Source organism: Streptomyces radiopugnans, assembly GCF_900110735.1.
In the GTDB taxonomy this organism is placed as follows: Bacteria; Actinomycetota; Actinomycetes; order Streptomycetales; family Streptomycetaceae; genus Streptomyces; species Streptomyces radiopugnans.
Genome location: NZ_FOET01000022.1, coordinates 13577 through 31409 on the forward strand (window position 1 = coordinate 13577; position 17833 = coordinate 31409).

Consider the following 17833-nt stretch of genomic DNA (forward strand, 5'->3'; position numbering starts at 1 on the left):
CGTGTGGCGGGGAACGCATCTCGTGCAGCGATCATCAGCGACCGAAGGATCACGGGCCTGTCGGCCGACGTGATCGCCGAACTGGTCGCCGAGCTGGGTCCGCTGTGGCATGAGCGGCACCAGGCCAGGCTCACCTCCCGGCCGCGGCAGCGGGCGATCGGTGCCAGCGCGAAGCACCGGCTGGTCTTCGTCGACCGGCTCCTGGCCACGCTCGTCCACCTCCGTCACGCCACCACGCATGACGTGCCGGCCTGCTGGTTCGGCGTGGACCGTTCCACCATCACCCGCGCCGTCGGCGAAGTGCGGCCCCTGCTCGCCGAGCGAGGCTGCACCATCGCCCCCGGCGTGCGGCTGCGAACTCTCGCCGAGGTCATCGACCGCCTCGGTGTCAGCGGCAGGACCGGGATCATCGATGGCACCGAGATCCGCGTCCGGCGCCCGGCCGCCGGACGCAGGGACCGGGACAAATTCATCTCCGGCAAGACCAGGCAGAACGCCGTCAAGACCATGGTCGTCACCGACGGGGACGGCCGGATGCTGCTTGGCAGCCCGACCCGGCCGGGAAGCTGCGCGGACATCACCCACGCCCGCCAGCTGGGGCTGGTCAAGCTCCTGGCCGACGGGCCGGCCGTGGAGATCCTCGCCGACGCCGGATACCAGGGCCTGGGCGCGCAGACCGGCGGACGGGTGGTGACACCACCGCACCGGAAGTTCAAGAAGAACGCTCCCGACTGGTACGAGGAGATGTACCAGCGGCAGCGCACGGCGCATTCCTCACGGCGCATCCGGGTTGAGCACGGCATCGCCCATCTGAAGAACTGGCGCGACCTGGCCCGCCACCTCGGCCGCCGCGAGCACATCAGCGACACCGTCCAAGCCGTCGCCAGCCTGCTGTCCCACCAGCAGACCGCGGACCTGGCGTTGGCCCAGCAAAGGTGAACAGCGAGCCTCACCGAGGTCCTCGACGTCTCACCGCCTACCGTGCACGAGCTCGCTAGCGAGGTGCGGCTGGCCTTCGGGCTACTGGATCTCCTTTATCGCCGACGCCTGAAAGCGAAGCAGGACGCCGAGGCTGTCACCTACTCGCTGTGGGCCGACTGGTTTGAGGACCACAACACCGCCGCGACGGCCTTCGCCGAGGTGCTCGGGAACGACATCGGTCGCGTCGTGGCGGAGGGATCGGCCTCCCTGCTCCGCCGGGCCGGCCGGGTTCTGGCCTGTTCCAGCCCTGTGCCCTGGCCCGTGAAGCAGGGTGTGTACGACACCGTCGCGCGGCTCCCCACACTGCACCGGCCGCTGTTCAAGGGGCTGCTGGGCGGATATCACGATGTCTACGGTGACCTGGAGCCAACGGCTGCCCTGGCCCTCCTGGCGCGACTGGATCTCCCGGCGGACACCCCGCATCTCGCGGAGCTCCGATCCGTGCTCGCCGCAGGGCACAGGAACCACTACCGCAGCCCCAGCGCCTGGGACAGCGCGGTGCGGGGTCGGACAGGCTGAACACGAGCGGCAGCCCGGCCGGGGGCCGCGCCCCCGCGGCCGCACTCCGGCCGGGCCTGGCAAGGCTGCCCCGCCGCATCGGTGCGGCCGTAGCGCGGCCTGACGACCTGGCTGGCTCTGCCGTTGAGAACAACCGGAATGACTGCTTCCCGTTCTCGCAAATACCGTCTACTCAGGCGAGCGTGCGACTCCCAGAGCCGTGTCAGAACGATGTCGCGACTCGCGTACATAAACCAGATGTCCTCCCCGCCGACGCGGGGGTGTTCCGCCCGAGTTTGAGTTCGGCACCGCCGCCCACACCTCTTCCCCGCCGACGCGGGGGTGCTCCAAACGCGGCCGCGTGTGGTGTCAGCCGCACGTGGCCGCGGCCGTCGTGGGACCGGTGGCCGTTCCGGCTCGGTCGGGAGGGGCCGGGCGGGGTTTCCTAGGGAGCGGGCCGGCTGGTTCAGCGGGGCGTCGGCAGCCTGTCCAGTGGTCGGCGGTCCTCTCCGTGTCCGGCCATCTTCCACACCGGCCGGTCAGGGCCGTGGGCGGCCAGACGGTGCAGGGTCGTGGTCGCCACGACCAGCTGCCGGTGCCGCACGGGCGCGAGGGTGGCCGTGCGGCACCGGCAGCTGGTCGTGGAAGGCGGCCTCGCGGGTGTCGGGTGCGGCACGGCGTGGGGCGGGGGCGAAGACGAACAGCGCCAGCGGGAAGGGCCGTGCCCGGGACGGCTCGGCGTAGGTCTCCCGCCAGTGGCTGCGCGGGGTGCGGGCGGCGTTGCCGCGGCCGGATCTTGGCGCGCGGTCTCCAGCCCAGCGCCGAGTAGGTGACCCTGGGCAAGCCCCCGTCTGAGGGAGGCTTGCCCAGGGTCACCTACGGCTTGCCCGAGTCAGGTCCACCGGCGGAACAGGCCGCGGCGGGGCTCGCCCGGCTCCTGGCCATCGTCCTCCGTCTCCGGCGCGGCGGCCTGGAGGCGGGCTGCTTCGGCTGCGGCTTCCTTGCGGGCGACGTTGTCGGCGTGGCAGGTGCCGCACACGGACAGGTCACCGGCCTTCCAGGCCGTTCTCGCGGTGGTCTCCTCCCAGCGCTGGTCGGTGAACTTCCTTCCGCACCGCTTGCACACCGGCCGCTGTGCCTCCCGCTCAGCGGCACGGCGCCGTTCGTCTTCCGCTTCGGCGCGGGCGTACTGGCGGTGGTAGAGAGCGTCCCCGTCGGGGTTGTCGAGCGCGTCGGTCAGGGTCTGTTCGTCCTTGCGCCCCAGGCGCCGCCACACCGCCGCGTCCGCGCCGTGCTGTTGGAGCTGCTCCAGGGTGGTGATGACGACCGGCACGGCCTGGCTGTAGTCCTTCGCTGTGATCGCCTCTTGGTAGTAGGTCTCGTACCGGCGCGGCGCCCAGTAGCGGCGGCCGGCTTCCTCCAGTACGGCGACCGTGTTGGCGACCTTCTCGGTCGTGGTGTCCGCGAACACGAACGCGAGGGGCACCAGGCCCTCGCGGCCGGTGGGCGGGTAGACCCGGCGCCACAGCCGCTGCTCGTGGTCGACGTCCTCGATCGCGCCCGGCCGGGAGCGGACCAGTTCCACGGTGTGCTTGTGCGCGTCCCGTGGCAGTAGTCGGCCCCACTCCCAGTACCGGCGCAGCTTGTGTACCAGGTCGTGCGCGTCCTCGGTACGGCGGTCGATCTCCAGCAGCATCACCGGCACCCCGGCCGCCGGCGCCCGCACCACCAAGTCCGCCCGCTGGACGTACCCGTCCGCGAGCCGGTGCGGAATCTCGGTGGCGAAGCCGAGCCGGTGCCCGATCCCGGCACGGTGGAGTTCGGCGGCCGTCGAGGTGACCGCTGCGGAGTGGTCGTCGTAGCTGGTGCCGAGCAGCTGCCCGGTGTCCGGGTCGTACTCCTGCTTGCGCAGCGCCGAGATGCGTATGCCCTTCGGCTCCAGCAGCTTCTTCGCCTCGCTGTGTCCTCGCTTGGTCAGCACCCACACCTGCCGCTGGTCCTCCCGGACCAACTCGATCCTCACCAGGTGGTGGTCCTGAAGATCCAGGAGGTTGTCCCGCGTGAGCTTGTCGTGCCGGTTGTCCGGACGGGTCAGCTTCCACAACTGGTCGGGCGTCGCCCTCTGGAAGATCCCCAGCGCTTGCAGCAGTTCCCTTCGCCGGGGCTCTGTCGAGTTCTTCCTGTGAGTAGGACGCCTTGGGACAAGAGGGTTGTCGGACCTGCGTCGACCTCCTGTCCGCCGGGGCTGACCTGCGGAAACTCCCGGCCCTTGGCGACGGGGCGCGGAGGGGGTGATGGAGGGGTCCATGGAGGGGACCTGTTCGGCCGGGTCAAGGGGCTGCGCGGGCTCGTCTGCGGTGCTCGCCACAGGATGCTCCTGGAAGGTGGGGCGGGCCCATCCCGCCGTTCACCTTCTACAGGTGCGGTTTTCGGCTCCCGTGTGACACCGATCTTGAAGAACCTCGCCGACGTGACCACATCGTGATCAAACTGCAGGGGGAGAGTTCTCCCCCGTCGGCGCCGGACTCTGTCCACAGGGCCGCGATCCGAGCATCGGGGTCGAGGCCGCCGCGATCAGCGGGGTGGCCCGTACGTTGAGGAGCCGACATGCCCAACACCACGCCGCTCGCCCCGATGACCCCGCACGCGGCCATCAGCGCCTTCAACTACCTCCGGGCCGTCCAGGCCGACGACGCCCGCAAGTTCGCCGGCGACGAGCCGCGGATACCCGAGCTGCTCGTCGACGTCGCGACGCGGATCGTCGTCCCGGTCACCGCGCTGCCCGGCCCGGCCGCGGGCGAGCCGTGCGAGGACACCTTCGCCCTGGAGGCCCTCGGGCGCGTCATCGTTACCTCGCTGCGGGGATGGGCGCAGGCCGGGCCGGACACGGCGGAGGGCATCGCCCGCGCGGTCATCGACTTCGCGCAGCAGTTCCTCACCGAGGACCACGAGGACGTCGCCGACACCCTGCGCCAGATGGAGGCCGTCGGCGTGGGCCAGGCCCTCGCTACGCACCCCGCACCGACCGGTGCGCACCCGGTGCGCCTCACTGCCGTGTAGCGCGCGTGCCGCGCGGTGGCGGTGCGCGCCCCTACCGCGAAGCGCGCGCACCACCGCACCGCGCTGTCCGGCATCGGTGCCGGCGCACCGCACCAGGCGCGCCACGGGCGGCGGGCTCCCCTATCACACACCCCCTTGACCGTGAACTGATCACAAGCCGAAACCGGCGATGTCAAGGAGAACCGTCGCGGTAGCAGAGCTGGACAAGGGGGTCGCGCGCGTCCGGCCGCACCCGGACAAGGGGTCGGCGGGCGCACCAATGCGGTGCGCGCACCGGGTGCGGTGGACCGGCGCGCGAGAGACTGTCGGGCATCGTCGGAGTGGTGCGGTGCCGGACGCGGTGGCGCACCATCTCGGTGCGCACCACGGTGGAGTCCAACGTCGTCCGGCGCACCGAAGTGAGCTCCACTGAGCCTCCACCAACTTGAAGGCGCAGGTCGAAGGGCTGGTGTGACCCGTACTCGGGGGACTCACTCTGGTCGTGGGCGGCAGTCCGCGGAGAAGATCGTTCGTCAGGAGCCGCTCTCCTTAGAACCCCTAACGAAATGAGTGGCGGGTACCGCTAGTCTCAGTGGCCATGAGTCAGAGCGGTTCGCAAGCGGCAGCGTTCTTCCGAGATGTCCGCCAAAGCAGAGTCGTCTGGCTTGTCCGCGATGGCGACGGAATGCCGACCCACCTCTCCGCGGACGGCGCGCGAAGTCTTCCCTTCTGGTCGACCTCGGCCCGCGCCCAGAGGGCAGCGAAGATCTGGGGGCATGGGCTACGCGTTGAATCCATGCCGTTGGAGACCTGGCGCGATCGCGAACTGCCCGATTACGCCCGGGATGGACTCAAGATCGGCATCAACTGGAGCGGGCCGCGCCTGGTCGGCTGGGATTTCACCCCCATGGAAGTTCTCAACCGGCTGGCGGCGGCTGACTAGCCCAGGGCATCGCTCGCCAGAGCACACAGTCGCCGCCAGCAGATGAGTGCGCATCCGAGGGTGAGGAAGGCCTCGTGGATGTCGTCGCGTATCTCCCACCGGATCCGCAGGCGACGGAACCAGTGCAGATGGGCGAACGCGCGCTCGACGACCCAGCGTTGGGTGCCCAGGCCGGATCCGTGCCCGGTGCCGCGGCGGGCGATCAACGGCTTCACGCCGAGGTCCCAGACCAGGCGACGGTACTTGTCGTGGTCGTACCCGCGGTCGCCCAGCACCACGTTCGGGCGGCGCCGGGGCCGGCCGCGCTTGCCCCGCACCGGCGGCACGGCTTGGAGAAGAGGGATCAGCTGGGTGACGTCGTTGCGGTTGCCGCCGGTCAAGGTGGCGGCGAGCGGAATGCCGGTGGCATCGGTGATCAGATGATGTTTGCTGCCGGTTCTGCCCCGGTCGACAGGGCTTCGTCCGGTCTTGGCTCCCCCTTTAACGCCCGGATGTGGGAGCCGTCGACCGCCGCGCGGGAGAAGTCCAGGGCGTTCGCGCTGCGGAGCTTGGCGAGGAGGACCTCGTGCAGCCGGGGCCACACGCCGGCCTCGGTCCACTCGGCCAGGCGGCGCCAGCAGGTCATGCCGACCCGAAGCCGAGCTCTTGCGGAAGGTGTTCCCAGGAGATCCCGGTGTGCAGGACGAACAGGATGCCCTGGAACACCAACCGGTCCGGATGGCGCTTGCGCCCAGGGTGCCGGGTCCGTCGCTCAACCCTAGGCAGCAGCGGCGCGATCACCGCCCACAGCTCGTCGTCGACTTCCCATGGCTTCGGCCGCGCCACCGCACACCTCCGGATCAGCACTCCCGGAGTGATCCAACCACCTCGAAGATCATTTCGTTAGGGGTTCTTAGCGCACGATCTGACACGGATGTTCCTCAACCCCCGGCTGCTGTTCGCCGACTTCGACTCCCCGGTACGCGGCGTCGTGGCCCGGCCGTTCTTACTGACGGTTTCAGAATGAGGTTCGGAGACGTCGCAGGCAGATGATGCTGCAGGCGAATTGGAGCAGTCCGAGGTGGAGGTCGGCTCGTATCTCGTAGCGAGTCCGCAGGCGTTTGAACTGGTGAAGCCAGGCAAAGGTCCGCTCAACGACCCACCTGGTCTTGCCCAGGCCGGATCCGTGGGCGATGCCCTTACGGGCGATCTTCGGCGTGATGCCCCGAGCGCGGAGGAGGCGGCGGTACTTGTCGTAGTCGTAGCCGCGGTCGGCGAACAGCCGCCGTGGGCGGTGACGTGGCCGGCCCACCAGGCCGCGGATGCGGGGAATCGCGTCCAACAGGGGCATGAGCTGGGTGACGTCATGACGGTTTCCACTGGTCAACGACACCGCGAGGGGTGTTCCGTGCCGGTCGATGATCAGGTGGTGCTTGCTGCCTTGGCGGCCGCGGTCGACCGGCGAGGGTCCGGTGTGAGCCCCCCTTTCAGGGCCCGGACGTGCGAGCCGTCGATCGCGGCGTCCTCCATGTCCAGCAGGCCCGTCGCGCGGAGTTCCGCGAGGAGGATCTCGTGCAGGCGGGGCCAGACGCCGGCCTCGGTCCAGTCCCGCAGACGGCGCCAGGCCGTCACCCCGGAGCAGCCCACTGCTGCGCTTGGCACGTCGCGCCATGCCACGCCCGTGCGCAGGACGTAAACGATGCCCGCCAGTGCGGCCCGGTCCGGCACCGGGAGCCGTCCAGGGTGGCGGTGCCGCCTTGGGCGCACCGGCAGTAGCGGGGCTATCCGGTCCCAGAGAGCATCGGGGACGAGGTTCACGTTCACGAGGCTGCAGCTTCTGAACTTGATTGGGTGATGTCGGCGCCGTTCGCCTGACGGTGGCCGCTCAGCTCGGGTAGCTCTGGACCGTGAGATACGCGCAGGGCGGCGGGTTGACCGACGCTGGGAGGGCCGCGCGGGAGCGGATCCGGCTTCAAGCCGTGGAACGCTTCGAGCGTGGGGAGAAGAACCGGGAGATCGCTGCCGCGCTGCGAGTCAGCGAGCGGTCGGTGGAGCGGTGGCGCCGCCATTGGCGCGAGCGCGGCGAGGCTGGAGTCCTGTCGAAGGGCTCACCCGGGCGGCCGAGGCTCAGTGAGAAGCAGGTCGCCAAGCTGGAGCGGGAGTTGGAGCGCGGCCCTCTGGTCCACGGCTGGGTTGATCAGCGGTGGACCCTGGCCCGTGTGAAGACGCTGATCGGCCGGCTGTTCCATGTGAGCTACACAGTCGAGGGGACATGGCGGTTGCTGAAGCGGCACGGCTGGTCGTGGCAGCAACCGGCCCGCCGTGCGATCGAGCGTGACGACGATGCGGTGGACCTGTGGAAGAAGGAGGTCTGGCCGCGGGTAAGAGCATCGCGGCGGCCTGCGACGGATGGATCGTCTTCGAGGACGAGGCCGGTCAGTCGCTGACGCCGCCGCGAGCCAGGTCCTGGGGCCGCCGGGGCTGCACCCCGGTGGTCCGCGTGCGCGGCCGGGGCTCGGGCCGGGTATCGATGGCGGGCATGACCTGCTACAAGCCCGGCGAGCGGTCCCGGCTCTTCTACTCCGTCCGTGAGTACACCGGACGCAAGGACCAGCCCAAGGGCTTCGGTTGGCGCGACTTCCGCGACCTGCTGATTCGCGCCCGCATCCAGCTCGGCGGCCCGATCATCCTGGTCTGGGACAACGTCCGCCTCCACCTGACCAAGTCCTTACGGGCGTTCATCGAAGCGAACGCGGACTGGCTCACGGTCTTCCAGCTGCCCACCTACGCACCCGACCTGAACCCGCAAGAAGGCATCTGGTCGCTGGTCAAGCGCGACATCGGCAACCTCGCCGCCGCCGATCTCAGCCAGATTACCCGCGCCGTGAAGCGCAAGCTCAAGATGCTGCAGTACCGACCGGAGGTCATCAATGGCTGCCTCGCTGGCACCGGCCTGGTGCTGGAAGCGTGAACACGCCGGCTGCCCGATCGGCGACGGGGCCTGCACGATCGGAGTCTAAAGTCGCTGGTCAGATACGGTGACGAGATGAACGAGAGCCTGCCTGCAGACGTAGCCGACGTGCTTGCGGAAGTCCTGAACGGGGCCACCCCGGTTCATACCGCGCTCGAAAGGCAGGTTCCGCACCTCAGCGTGCGAGCACGCTGCACATGCGGGTGTGGCACCGCCTACTTCGAGCTCGACACCAGCAAGGTAGAACCTGCACCCACTGGCCCCGGCACGGTAGTGGCGGCCGAAGCGCAGCTCGTCACCGAAGCCGGCGAGTGCCCCGGTGAGGTCCTGGTCTTCACCCAGGGCGGCTACCTCTCGTGGATGGAAGTCTGTTCATGGAGCGACGACATCGATGTGACACTGGCCGCCGCGCGTCACTGGTTGCAGACACGCTCTTGATCCCGAACGACCAGCGCCCAGCGGGCTCTGCGACACCACCGACATCACGCATTCAAGTTCAGTTGCCAGAGAACCCGGTTGAGCACGCCGAGCCGGATCGACATACTCCCCGGATGACCGGCACCGGGGACAAGGCCACTGAGCAGGGTTGGGATGAACCCTGGTACCGCGTTCGCACAGATCGGTTCGAGGCGTCATTCCTGCCCGGCGCCGGCGAGGACCTGGATGCCGTCTGCAACGTCGACGTAGAGGTGCGGCTGGCAGCGGACGGCTCCCGCTGGAGCGCGACCGTGTTCACGCTCGCCGAGGTTGAGCGCCTGATGAAGAGGTGGTCCCAGACAGGCGAGGAGTTGGACGGCCGCTACTTCTGGTGTTCTGACGGGCTGATAGTTCGGGACCCTGGCATCGACAACATGACCCAGGTACTCGCCGGCCTGCTCGATGCCGGTGACTTCACGCAGGTTCTTCAGCGACTCGACGACGAATAGCCAGCGCCCTCATTCTGAAACGATCAGTTACTGAAAGCTGAGGTGGAGTGGAAGTCCGCAAGCACATCCCGGACTACCCCCTGACTACCGAGGGCAGCCCGGTCGCCGTGGGCGCAAAACCGCGTCATCGGTTGCCGAAGCCCGTGGTGGCCTTCACGTTCGCATGGACCCGCTGGGCGGTGGAGTCGCGGGGGTGGCGCTACGAGGTGTGGAACGAGCCACCGGACACGGAGCTGGACAACGTCCGCTTCCTCGCCGGGGGGCGCCGCGACTGGCTGATCAGTCCCGAACTCCTCCAGGAGCTTCGCCGGTCCGCCGGCACTTCTTCCGCTCACAGCGATCGTCCGATCGTGAGGCTGTCCAGGCGGACCGGCGGCCGACATAGTGCCTTCATGACTGTTGGGTTCAGTGGCGAAGTGGCCGAGTACTACGCGAAATTCCGGCGGGCCTATCCCGAACAAGCACTCGACTTCCTCCAGGACTACTTCTCCCTGACACCGGAAGACAGCGTTCTGGACCTCGGATGCGGCACGGGCCAGCTCGCCCTCCCGCTTGCCCACCGGGTCCGATCGGTGATCGGCATGGACCCCGAGCCGGACATGCTTCACCTCGCTCGTGAAGCGGCCGGTGAACGTGGAGTCCGCAACGCCACCTGGGTGCTCGGCGCCGACACCGACATCCCTGCCCTCGGCACGCTGCTGGGCCACGCGTCTTCCCTTGCGATGACCGTCGTCGGGCAGGCTCTCCACTGGATGCGGCACGACGAACTGTTCCGGGATCTGCTTCCGCTGTTCCGCGCAGGCGGAGGCATCGCCGTGATTGCCAACGGGGCACCGCTGTGGCTGCAGGACACCGCCTGGTCGCGTGCTTTGCGCACCTGCCTGGAACAGCACTTCGAGACCGAACTGACCGCCTCCTGCGGAACTGCCGATCAGGACCGCATCCGGTATGCACAGGCACTCGAAGACGCCGGCTTTTCGGATGTGCGGAGCACGACAGTCTCCTACACCGACGAGCTCACCTTTCAGCAGGTCATCGGAGGTCTCTACTCCGCCATCCCCGCAGAGCGACTCCCGGGGCCCGATCAGCGGCCGGCGTTCGAGGACAACATCCGGAAGGCAGTGCCGCACGCGGAGCCCTTCCCCGAGCAGGTCCACGTCTCCGTACTCGTCGGCCGGACTGCCTGACTGGACGCGCACCGTCCCCGGCCGAGGAAATGACACGCTGCTGAGACGGCAGTCAAGCGACAAGAGCTGAGACGAGGGAAAGAAGTCCGGTTCACAGAGCCGCCGCCTGACAGCGAAGCTGAGAACCCACACCTTGTGTGCGGTCTCAAATCCCGTGGCACAGTCTCATTCGATCTTGGCACATGACGGCATATCAGTGAGAGCGCAGGTCAGGGGCCTGCGCTCTCACGAAGGTGCGGAGGAAGTGCCACGTTTCGTGAGACTGAGCCGTGTGCCATCGCCGTGAGACAGATCGAAAGCCGCTGGTCAGTGGCCCGACCTGTGCCACGGGCCGCGAGATCCTACAGTGAGGCTCTCCAGCGTGGCCACTGAACGGGTGACGGGCAGGGCCGCGTAACGAGCGAGACCCCCGGGCGGTTGGTCGAGGTGTCTGACATCTCAACTCACCAGCCAAGGGGGTCTCGTTGCCGACCTATCCTGTCGCACTCGACCTGCCGCACACGCTCGTGGAATGGGTCACCCTGCTCACCGTCACCCGCGAGGGTGACCGCCGCCGCAAGCTCCCGCCCTTCCCAGCGGGCCATGGCCGCCCCGGTCCACCTGCGCGAGCACCACCCTCGCCAAGATCGCCGCAGGCTTCGGCATCAGCGAAGCCACCGCCCACGCCTACGTACACAGCGCGACCGCGCTGCCGGCGGACAAGACTCCCTCCCTCACCCGCGCCCTGCGGCGGGCCGGGCCGGAGTACGTGCCGGTGGACGGCACCCTCGCCGAGTGCGACCGGGTCGGCGACGGCGAAGGCGACCACTCCCGCAAGGCCCGGCGGCACGGCGTGACCATCCAGGCCGTCACCGGCCCGGCCGGCGAGCTGATCTGGTACTCCCCGGCGATACCGGGCCGCACGGTGGACATCACCGCCGCCCGTACCCACCGCATTGCCACCGTGTGTGAACGCTTGCGGATCCCGGCCCTCGCGGACAAGGCGTACGAAGGAGCCGGCGGCACCTTCCGCACCCCGTTCAAACAGCACCGCGGACGCGACCTCACCGTGCACCAGAAATCCGTCAACCGCGCACACGCCCGCCTGCGCGGTCCCGTCGAGCGTGCCTTCGCCCGCCTGAAGGACCGGCGGATCTTCCGTCACGCCCGCTGCAGCCCCAACCGGCTCACGTCAATCGTTCAAGCCGTCCTCACCCTGGAGCAGCACCGCTGAAGAACCTCACTGATCAGAAAAACCACTCCTGGACACCGCCCTCGCGGAGCCGGGCATCGAATGGGCATGACACCACCGGCGAGCGGTCGCTGAACACGCCCGGACACACAACAGAGAAACCCCGGGTGAGGACGCCCAGGGCTTCATACCGCGGCGCTCCACCCCGTAACTCGGCCATAGAACGACGGCAGTGGAGCACACCGACAGCAGGTCAGGGGCGCAATGCGGCTCTGTTGCAGGGCCGATGGTGTCGCGAGCCAAGCCGCGGCTACTGCCGGCGGGGCGCGGTGACGCGGACCTCCGCAAGGACGACGCCGGTGACCGGGTCGTGGTGCACCGGGACGTACAGACCCCAGTCGGCGTCACCAGCCGTGAGCCAGCCCCCAGCCCACGGGCCCGGAATCGACAGCTCGCGGCCACCGAGCGGGCCGCCCGCGAGTCGGACGATCACAGCAGTACCTCCCTGCTGGCGGGAACTTCTCCCGCCTTCGCCCCCTTAGCGGAACTCGGCAGCGAAGCGACAGCACTGGGTCCTTGGTGGAAGGGATCACGCGTGACGTGGACGTTGCCGGAGCCGACGCTGAGCGTGGCCGCCACGGTGCCGGATCTGCGGCCGGGATGGGCGGGGGGGCGAAGTGGGACGGTTCTCCAGACACGAGAATGTGTGTCAGGCAGGGCGATTGCTGACTGCCGGTCAGTCGAAGCGCCTGCTGTTCATCTGGGTGGGGTGAGCGCTCGGAGGCTGTTGCACCTCTATCTCGCTGACCAGCGGAGGGTCCTGGACGAGAGGGCGGATGCTGAGGGACTTGTCATGGGGGTGTGCCGGCCGGCTGCGGGGGTGGGGCCATCGCGGTGCGCCGATACGCGCTGGGGCTGATGCCGCGGGTTCGTTTGAACGCCGCGCTGAACGCGAACGCGTCGGAGTAGCCCACGGCGCGAGCGATCTCCGCGACAGTCGCCGTCTCGCGCTCGGTCAGCAGGTCCGCCGCGAGCGTCATGCGCCAGCGGGTGAGATAGGTCAGGGGCGGTTCGCCGACCAGGTCGGTGAACCGCTTCGCCAGCGTGGCCCGCGACACCCCGGTCCGGCTGGCCAGCGAGGCAACCGTCCACGGCGCTGCCGGTTCCCCGTGCAGCAGGCGCAGCGCGCCGCCCACCACCGGGTCGCGCCCGGCGGAGTACCAGCCCGGCGGAGTACCGCCGGGCCGGTCGAAGTACTCGCGCAGCGCGCACACCAGCATCCAGTCCAGCAGCCGGTCGAGGACGATCTGCTGGCCCGGGATGTCGGCGGCGACCTCGGCGGCGAGATGGTCCCACACGGGGTCGGGCCCGCCGCCGGACCCCACGCGCAGTACGACGGGCAGCGCGTCCAGCAGCCTGCGACTGATCTCCCCGCGCACCGGATAGGCGCCGACGACCAGGGTCGTCGCGTCCTCCCCGCCAGTACCGGCGTCGTGCCAGCCAAGCCGGTAGCGGGTCCCGCCCTGCTCGGGCGTCGAGCAGAACGCGCCGCACTCGACGGGTTCGGCCCGAGTGCCCACCTCATCGACGAAGAGGAACGGCGCGGGGCCCCGCACGATCACTGTCTCGCCGACGCCCAGACGCTCGGGAGGGCGGCGCTCCGGCACGATCCAGCCGCCTCCGGAGAGGACGGTGCACAAGGTCAGCGGCGCGCCGTCCACGAAGTGCAGCGACCAGGGCGGGGTCAGGGTCGAGCTGCCGAACAACGAGCCCTGGGCCCGCACTCCGCGCAGTAGGTCGCCGAAAGCATCCACCCGCCAAGGCTAAACGATTCAGACGATTGCCCAGGTGATCTGGCGTATCACCTATGGAACCGTCCGGGTGCGTGCCGTTGACTCGCTGCCATGAGCAACGACATCACTGCTGTCCTCGGCGCGACGGGCAACACCGGCCGGCGGGTGACCGCCCGGTTGCGGCTGCGCGACACGCCCGTGCGCGCCGCCTCCCGTTCCAGTCGGACCCCGTTCGACTGGTTCCACCCCGCCGGCTGGGACCAGGTCCTGCGGGACGTCACCACCGCCTACGTGGTGCCTGTGCCCGTGCCCGGTCCGGTGCACGACTTCGTGGCGCGGGCCGAGGCCGCCGGTGTGCGGCGCCTGGTCCTGCTCTCCGGTCACGACGCCGACGATTGGGGCGACTCCGCGTCCGGTCTGGACATGCGCTCGGCCGAGGACGCCGTGCGCGGCTCGGCGCTGGAATGGACCACCCTGCGTGCCTCGGACTTCGCCCAGAACTTCGACGGGCACCCCTTCCGCGCCCCGCCGGCCGCCGGCGAGCCGGCGCTCCCGGCGGGTGCGGTCCCCGAGCCGTTCATCGACCTTGAGGACGTTGCCGACGTAGCGGCCGCAGTGCTGTCCGAGCCCGGACAGCACGCCGGTCGGGTCTATGAGCTGACCGGGCCGCGCGGGCTGACCTGGGCGGAGGCAGTCGAGCTGATCTCCCGGGCGTCCGGGCTGCCCACCGTCTACCGGCGCATCTCCCCGGCCGAGTACACCGCGACGTTGGTCCAGGAGGGCTGGGGCCAGGACGAGGCCCAGCACCTCACCGAGATGTTCGTGCTGCTTGAACGCGGGACCGCCGCCTGGACGTCGGACGACGTCGCCACCGTGCTGGGGTGCGCGCCACGGCCCTTCGAGGACTTCGCCCTGCGGGCCACGGCAGCGGAAGCCCGGCGGTGCTGAGCCCCGCGGGCCCTGGCCTGGCGCACCGGGCTCCGGAAAGCGGAGCACCGCACGCCACCCCGCACATCCACACCACCTGTTGACGTCCGTATCTTCACGTAACTGGAGCCATCGATGCATACCCTGCTGGTCGCCGCCAACCCCGACCCCCGGTCCCTGACGCATCACGTGCTGGGAAAACTTCAGGCAGCGCTTCAACCCGGATCGGTAGAGATCGCCGACCTGGCCAAGGAACGGTTCGACCCCCGGTTCACTGCGGCGGATCGTCGGGCGTACCACGACGGCGGCAACTATCCGGCTGACGTCACGGCCGAACACCGTCGTCTTGAGCGCGCCACCGATCTCGTGCTCATCTTCCCCGTGTACTGGTGGTCGATGCCCGCACTGTTGAAGGGATGGATCGACCGTGTCTTCGTCAACGGCTGGGCCTTCGAACACTCCCCCGCTTCGGGTCTGCAGCCGAAACTGCAGGGCCTCACCACACATCTCCTCCCCATCGCCGGCGACGACTCCGGTGCATACGAGCGCCACGGATACGAGAGCGCACTGCGGACGCAGATCGAGCACGGCATCATCGACTACTGCGGCAGCCGGCGCGGCTCCACAGCATTCATCTACGAATCCGAACAGCTCACCCCCGAGGCCACAGTGCGAGATGTCGACCGTGCGGTGCGGACCATCAGCGAAGCCATCCATGCCCGCCTGAAGGAATGAGGCAGGCCAGACAGCCTTTCAACCGGTGAGATGCCGCGGCAGAGCAGTCAGGGACGCCGACTGCTGCGCTTCCAAAGGGACATCGGAAGGTGCCGGGCCCGTCGCGGCCGCGGGGGAGAGCGTGGCGTAGGGGAGGGCGGTCGTTTCGGAAGGTCCTTGCGCGCGGGGCGGGCCCACCGGGGGCGGTGCGGCCCGTGCCGCGCAGTGACCGGACCTGGCCCAACCCCCTACCCGGGTATCACAGCGTCTTGGCTCCCTGGTGTGACGCCCCGGCGTCCACCGCGTCTCTACCTTCTCGTCTTCCCACGGACGAGACAGAGGGAGACGGATGGATGCGCCGCTTCAGGACGTTGCCGACCACCGCCGTAGTGACCACGCGTGCCGGCAGCACACGGCGAAGCTCGCCTCCGCCGCACCGCGGGAACGCCACCGCGCGACAAGCCCCACCGGACGCGGTCAGCGAGTTCACGCCGCTGCTGCGTGACGTCGAGGAACAGGGGCTGCTCGACCGGCGCCCCGGCTGGTACGCCCGCACCCGAGGCTCGCCCAGTCCATGGTGAAGGCCCGCTGCCGCGACCTCGGCATCCCCTACGCGGAGACCGACCTCGTCGACTCCTATCGTCAGGCCCTACGGCACATGTACGAAGTGGGAGAACCGCTGCGTGCCGACATATGAGGAGCCGACGCCTTGCGCCACTCCGGACGCCGTCGCGGCGCACATAGGCTGGTGCGCATGACCTCAGTGGAGGAGGAACGCCCGCGCGCACTGCTCGCGGGGGCTTCGCGGCGATGGGTGCGGCTGCTGCCGTGGGCCGTGGCGTTCGTGCTGTGCGTCGCCCTGCTGCCCACGACCATCGTGGTCCTCACCGCCGACTACGGCCTGACCGGAGGCGTCGCCGGCGGGTTGGCCGTCGCGCAGGCCGCGCCGCTGCTGCTCGCCGTCGTACGGCCGCTGCAGGCCTGGTACGTGGTCTTCGTCGCGGACGTTGCCGGGGCACTCGCCCTGCTCACCGTCGACTTCCAGGAGCGGCTGCTGTGGCCGTTCCCGCCCATGGAGATCGTCGGGTACATCGGCCTCTGCCTCGCCCTGGGGCTGCGCGAGCGGCGCCGGACACTGCTGCTGGTGTGGCTGGCCACGGCCGCCGCGAACGTGGCCCTGGGGTTCGTCGCGCCCCATGGCTTCGGCGCCATGGGCCTGCTGTTCACCATCCTCGGGGGCGTCGCGCTCCTGCTGGGCGGTGCGCTGCGCGAGCGGTCCGAGGTGCAGCGCAGGCTGGTCGAGCAGGAGACGATCAGCGAGGCCGAACGTGGCCGGCGGACGCTGCTGGAGGAGCGCGCCCGGATCGCCCGCGAGCTGCACGACGTGGTGGCACACCACATGTCCGTCATCACGGTGCAGGCGGACACCGCGGAGTACCGCCTCGACAGGCTGCCTCCGGACGTGCGGGAGGAGTTCACGTCCATTGCGGCGACCGCGCGCGAGTCGCTCGGCGAAATGCGACGGCTCCTCGGCGTGCTGCGCAACGAGGAGGCGCACGGCGAGCTCGTGCCCCAGCCGGGCCTGGCGCAGATCGGGCAGCTGGTGGAAGTGACGGCGAGGGCCCGCGGGCCGGTGGAGTTCACCCCCTGCGACGCCCGTGTGCCCGAGGCGGTCGGCCTGTCCGCGTACCGGATTGTCCAGGAGGCTCTCTCGAACGTCGTGCGGCACGCACCGGGTGCCCGCACGCAGGTGTCGCTGTCGGTGACGGAGTCCGATCCGCAGGACGGTGCGCGGCTCACCGTCCTGGTCGTCAACGGACCGCCGCCCCAGCCACCCGACGGGCCGCTCGAGGTGGGCGGCACCGGGCACGGCCTCGTCGGCATGCGCGAGCGGGTGCGGCTCGTCGGCGGCAGCCTCGACACGGGGCCGCTGCCGGACGGCGGCTTCCGGGTCGCCGCCCAACTTCCCCTGAACTTCCCTGACTGAAAAGGACTTCACGTGACGACGCGCGTCATCATCGTCGACGACCAGGCCATGGTGCGGGCCGGCTTCGCCGCCCTGCTGGCCGCCCAGAGCGACATCGACGTGGTGGGCGAGGCCCCCGACGGCGCGCAGGGCGTCGAGCTGAGCCGGCGTACCCACCCGGACGTCGTGCTGATGGACGTGCGGATGCCCGAGATGGACGGGCTGGAGGCCGCACGCCGCCTCCTGGAGCCGGCACCCGGTGTGACGCACCGGCCGCGCGTCCTGATGCTCACCACCTTCGACGTCGACGACTACGTCTACGAGGCGCTCCGGGCGGGCGCGAGCGGCTTCCTCCTCAAGGATGCGCCGCCGGCCGACCTCATCGCGGCGGTCCGCGTCGTGGCCTCGGGTGACGCGCTGCTCGCCCCTTCCGTGACGCGCCGCCTCATCGCGGACTTCGCCAAACAGCGTTCCGCTGTCCGGGGCAAGCCCGCGCTGCGGCTCAAAGGCCTGACGGAACGCGAGACCGAGGTCCTCACGCTGGTGGCCCGCGGGCAGTCGAACGGGGAGATCGCGCAGACGCTGGTACTGGCTGAGCAGACGGTGAAGACGCACGTCAGCCGCGTCCTGACCAAGCTTGGCCTGCGCGACCGCGCCCAGGCGGTGGTCTTCGCCTACGAGTCGGGGCTGGTCGCTCCGGGCGAGTAGGACCGCCCCCGCCCCTCCCCCACCCCCTAC

The 17833-nt window shown here is 69.7% G+C and carries 17 protein-coding genes and 3 pseudogenes; 14 read left to right on the forward strand and 6 right to left on the reverse strand.

Annotation, left to right across the window (positions count from 1 at the left end; genetic code table 11):
- The first annotated feature begins 3 nt into the window (after positions 1-3).
- On the forward strand, positions 4-939 hold the full coding sequence (locus tag BMY40_RS25890) for a transposase family protein (RefSeq protein WP_093663219.1): 936 nt from the start codon (positions 4-6) through the stop codon (positions 937-939).
- A 42-nt stretch (positions 940-981) separates the two neighbouring features.
- Complete coding sequence (locus BMY40_RS25895) at positions 982-1500, forward strand: hypothetical protein (RefSeq protein ID WP_093663220.1); 519 nt, start codon at positions 982-984, stop codon at positions 1498-1500.
- A gap of 445 nt (positions 1501-1945) precedes the next feature.
- On the opposite strand, the gene BMY40_RS28835 is transcribed toward BMY40_RS25895, so the two are convergent.
- Positions 1946-2083 carry a hypothetical protein gene (locus BMY40_RS28835; RefSeq protein WP_245770335.1) on the reverse strand — a complete coding sequence of 46 codons (138 nt, stop codon included), beginning with the start codon at positions 2081-2083 and terminating at the stop codon, positions 1946-1948.
- 288 nt (positions 2084-2371) lie between these two features.
- Positions 2372-3583, reverse strand: a complete 1212-nt coding sequence (locus BMY40_RS25905; protein WP_093663221.1) for a replication-relaxation family protein — start codon at positions 3581-3583, stop codon at positions 2372-2374.
- A 503-nt stretch (positions 3584-4086) separates the two neighbouring features.
- On the opposite strand from BMY40_RS25905, the gene BMY40_RS25910 reads away from it, so the two are divergent.
- A complete protein-coding gene (locus BMY40_RS25910) occupies positions 4087-4539 on the forward strand; it encodes a hypothetical protein (RefSeq protein ID WP_093663222.1) in 453 nt (150 codons plus the stop codon).
- A 577-nt stretch (positions 4540-5116) separates the two neighbouring features.
- Positions 5117-5461: a DUF2750 domain-containing protein gene (locus BMY40_RS25915; RefSeq protein WP_093663223.1), complete on the forward strand. Its 345-nt coding sequence runs from the start codon at positions 5117-5119 to the stop codon at positions 5459-5461.
- Here the strand turns inward: BMY40_RS25915 and BMY40_RS25920 are convergent.
- Together BMY40_RS25920 and BMY40_RS25925 are read right to left on the reverse strand one after the other, a co-directional pair.
- A pseudogene (locus BMY40_RS25920) lies at positions 5458-6286 on the reverse strand (IS5 family transposase). The gene BMY40_RS25915 and the pseudogene BMY40_RS25920 sit on opposite strands and share 4 nt — an antisense overlap.
- A 172-nt stretch (positions 6287-6458) precedes the next feature.
- Positions 6459-7264 (reverse strand): IS5 family transposase gene (locus BMY40_RS25925; RefSeq protein WP_093663224.1). Its coding sequence is split into 2 segments (ribosomal slippage): positions 6459-6928 and positions 6928-7264, totalling 807 coding nucleotides; the frame shifts between segments, so codons are not numbered across the junction.
- Positions 7265-7347: 83 nt separating this feature from the next.
- Between BMY40_RS25925 and BMY40_RS29200 the strand changes: the two genes are divergently transcribed.
- From BMY40_RS29200 to BMY40_RS25955, 5 genes and pseudogenes are all read left to right on the forward strand, one after another.
- A protein-coding gene (locus BMY40_RS29200; protein WP_425443170.1) for an IS630 family transposase occupies positions 7348-8411 on the forward strand; the annotation gives its coding sequence in 2 pieces (ribosomal slippage) (positions 7348-7804 and positions 7804-8411; 1065 coding nt in all).
- Between the two features lie 75 nt (positions 8412-8486).
- On the forward strand, positions 8487-8849 hold the full coding sequence (locus BMY40_RS25940; RefSeq protein ID WP_093663227.1) for a hypothetical protein: 363 nt from the start codon (positions 8487-8489) through the stop codon (positions 8847-8849).
- Positions 8850-8962: 113 nt separating this feature from the next.
- Positions 8963-9337 (forward strand): hypothetical protein, encoded by a 375-nt coding sequence (locus BMY40_RS25945; protein WP_093663228.1) that lies wholly within the window; start codon positions 8963-8965, stop codon positions 9335-9337.
- Positions 9338-9384: 47 nt separating this feature from the next.
- Positions 9385-10524 carry a methyltransferase domain-containing protein gene (locus tag BMY40_RS25950; protein WP_245770336.1) on the forward strand — a complete coding sequence of 380 codons (1140 nt, stop codon included), beginning with the start codon at positions 9385-9387 and terminating at the stop codon, positions 10522-10524.
- Positions 10525-10988: 464 nt separating this feature from the next.
- A pseudogene (locus BMY40_RS25955) lies at positions 10989-11737 on the forward strand (transposase).
- 268 nt (positions 11738-12005) lie between these two features.
- Here BMY40_RS25955 and BMY40_RS25960 read toward each other — a convergent pair.
- Positions 12006-12188 carry a hypothetical protein gene (locus BMY40_RS25960; protein WP_093663229.1) on the reverse strand — a complete coding sequence of 61 codons (183 nt, stop codon included), beginning with the start codon at positions 12186-12188 and terminating at the stop codon, positions 12006-12008.
- A 358-nt stretch (positions 12189-12546) separates the two neighbouring features.
- Positions 12547-13509, reverse strand: a complete 963-nt coding sequence (locus tag BMY40_RS25965) for an AraC family transcriptional regulator (protein WP_093663230.1) — start codon at positions 13507-13509, stop codon at positions 12547-12549.
- A 90-nt stretch (positions 13510-13599) separates the two neighbouring features.
- Between BMY40_RS25965 and BMY40_RS25970 the strand changes: the two genes are divergently transcribed.
- The 5 genes and pseudogenes from BMY40_RS25970 (at position 13600) to BMY40_RS25985 (ending at position 17803) form a co-directional block, all read left to right on the forward strand.
- On the forward strand, positions 13600-14436 hold the full coding sequence (locus BMY40_RS25970; RefSeq protein ID WP_093663231.1) for an NAD(P)H-binding protein: 837 nt from the start codon (positions 13600-13602) through the stop codon (positions 14434-14436).
- Positions 14437-14550: 114 nt separating this feature from the next.
- Positions 14551-15150: an NAD(P)H-dependent oxidoreductase gene (locus BMY40_RS25975; protein WP_093663232.1), complete on the forward strand. Its 600-nt coding sequence runs from the start codon at positions 14551-14553 to the stop codon at positions 15148-15150.
- A 514-nt stretch (positions 15151-15664) separates the two neighbouring features.
- Positions 15665-15826 (forward strand): annotated as a pseudogene (locus BMY40_RS28840) (acyl-CoA desaturase); the annotation flags it as partial.
- Positions 15827-15883: 57 nt separating this feature from the next.
- Positions 15884-17116 carry a sensor histidine kinase gene (locus tag BMY40_RS25980; protein ID WP_093663233.1) on the forward strand — a complete coding sequence of 411 codons (1233 nt, stop codon included), beginning with the start codon at positions 15884-15886 and terminating at the stop codon, positions 17114-17116.
- A 12-nt stretch (positions 17117-17128) separates the two neighbouring features.
- Positions 17129-17803, forward strand: a complete 675-nt coding sequence (locus BMY40_RS25985; protein ID WP_093663234.1) for a response regulator — start codon at positions 17129-17131, stop codon at positions 17801-17803.
- Positions 17804-17833 lie beyond the last annotated feature (30 nt).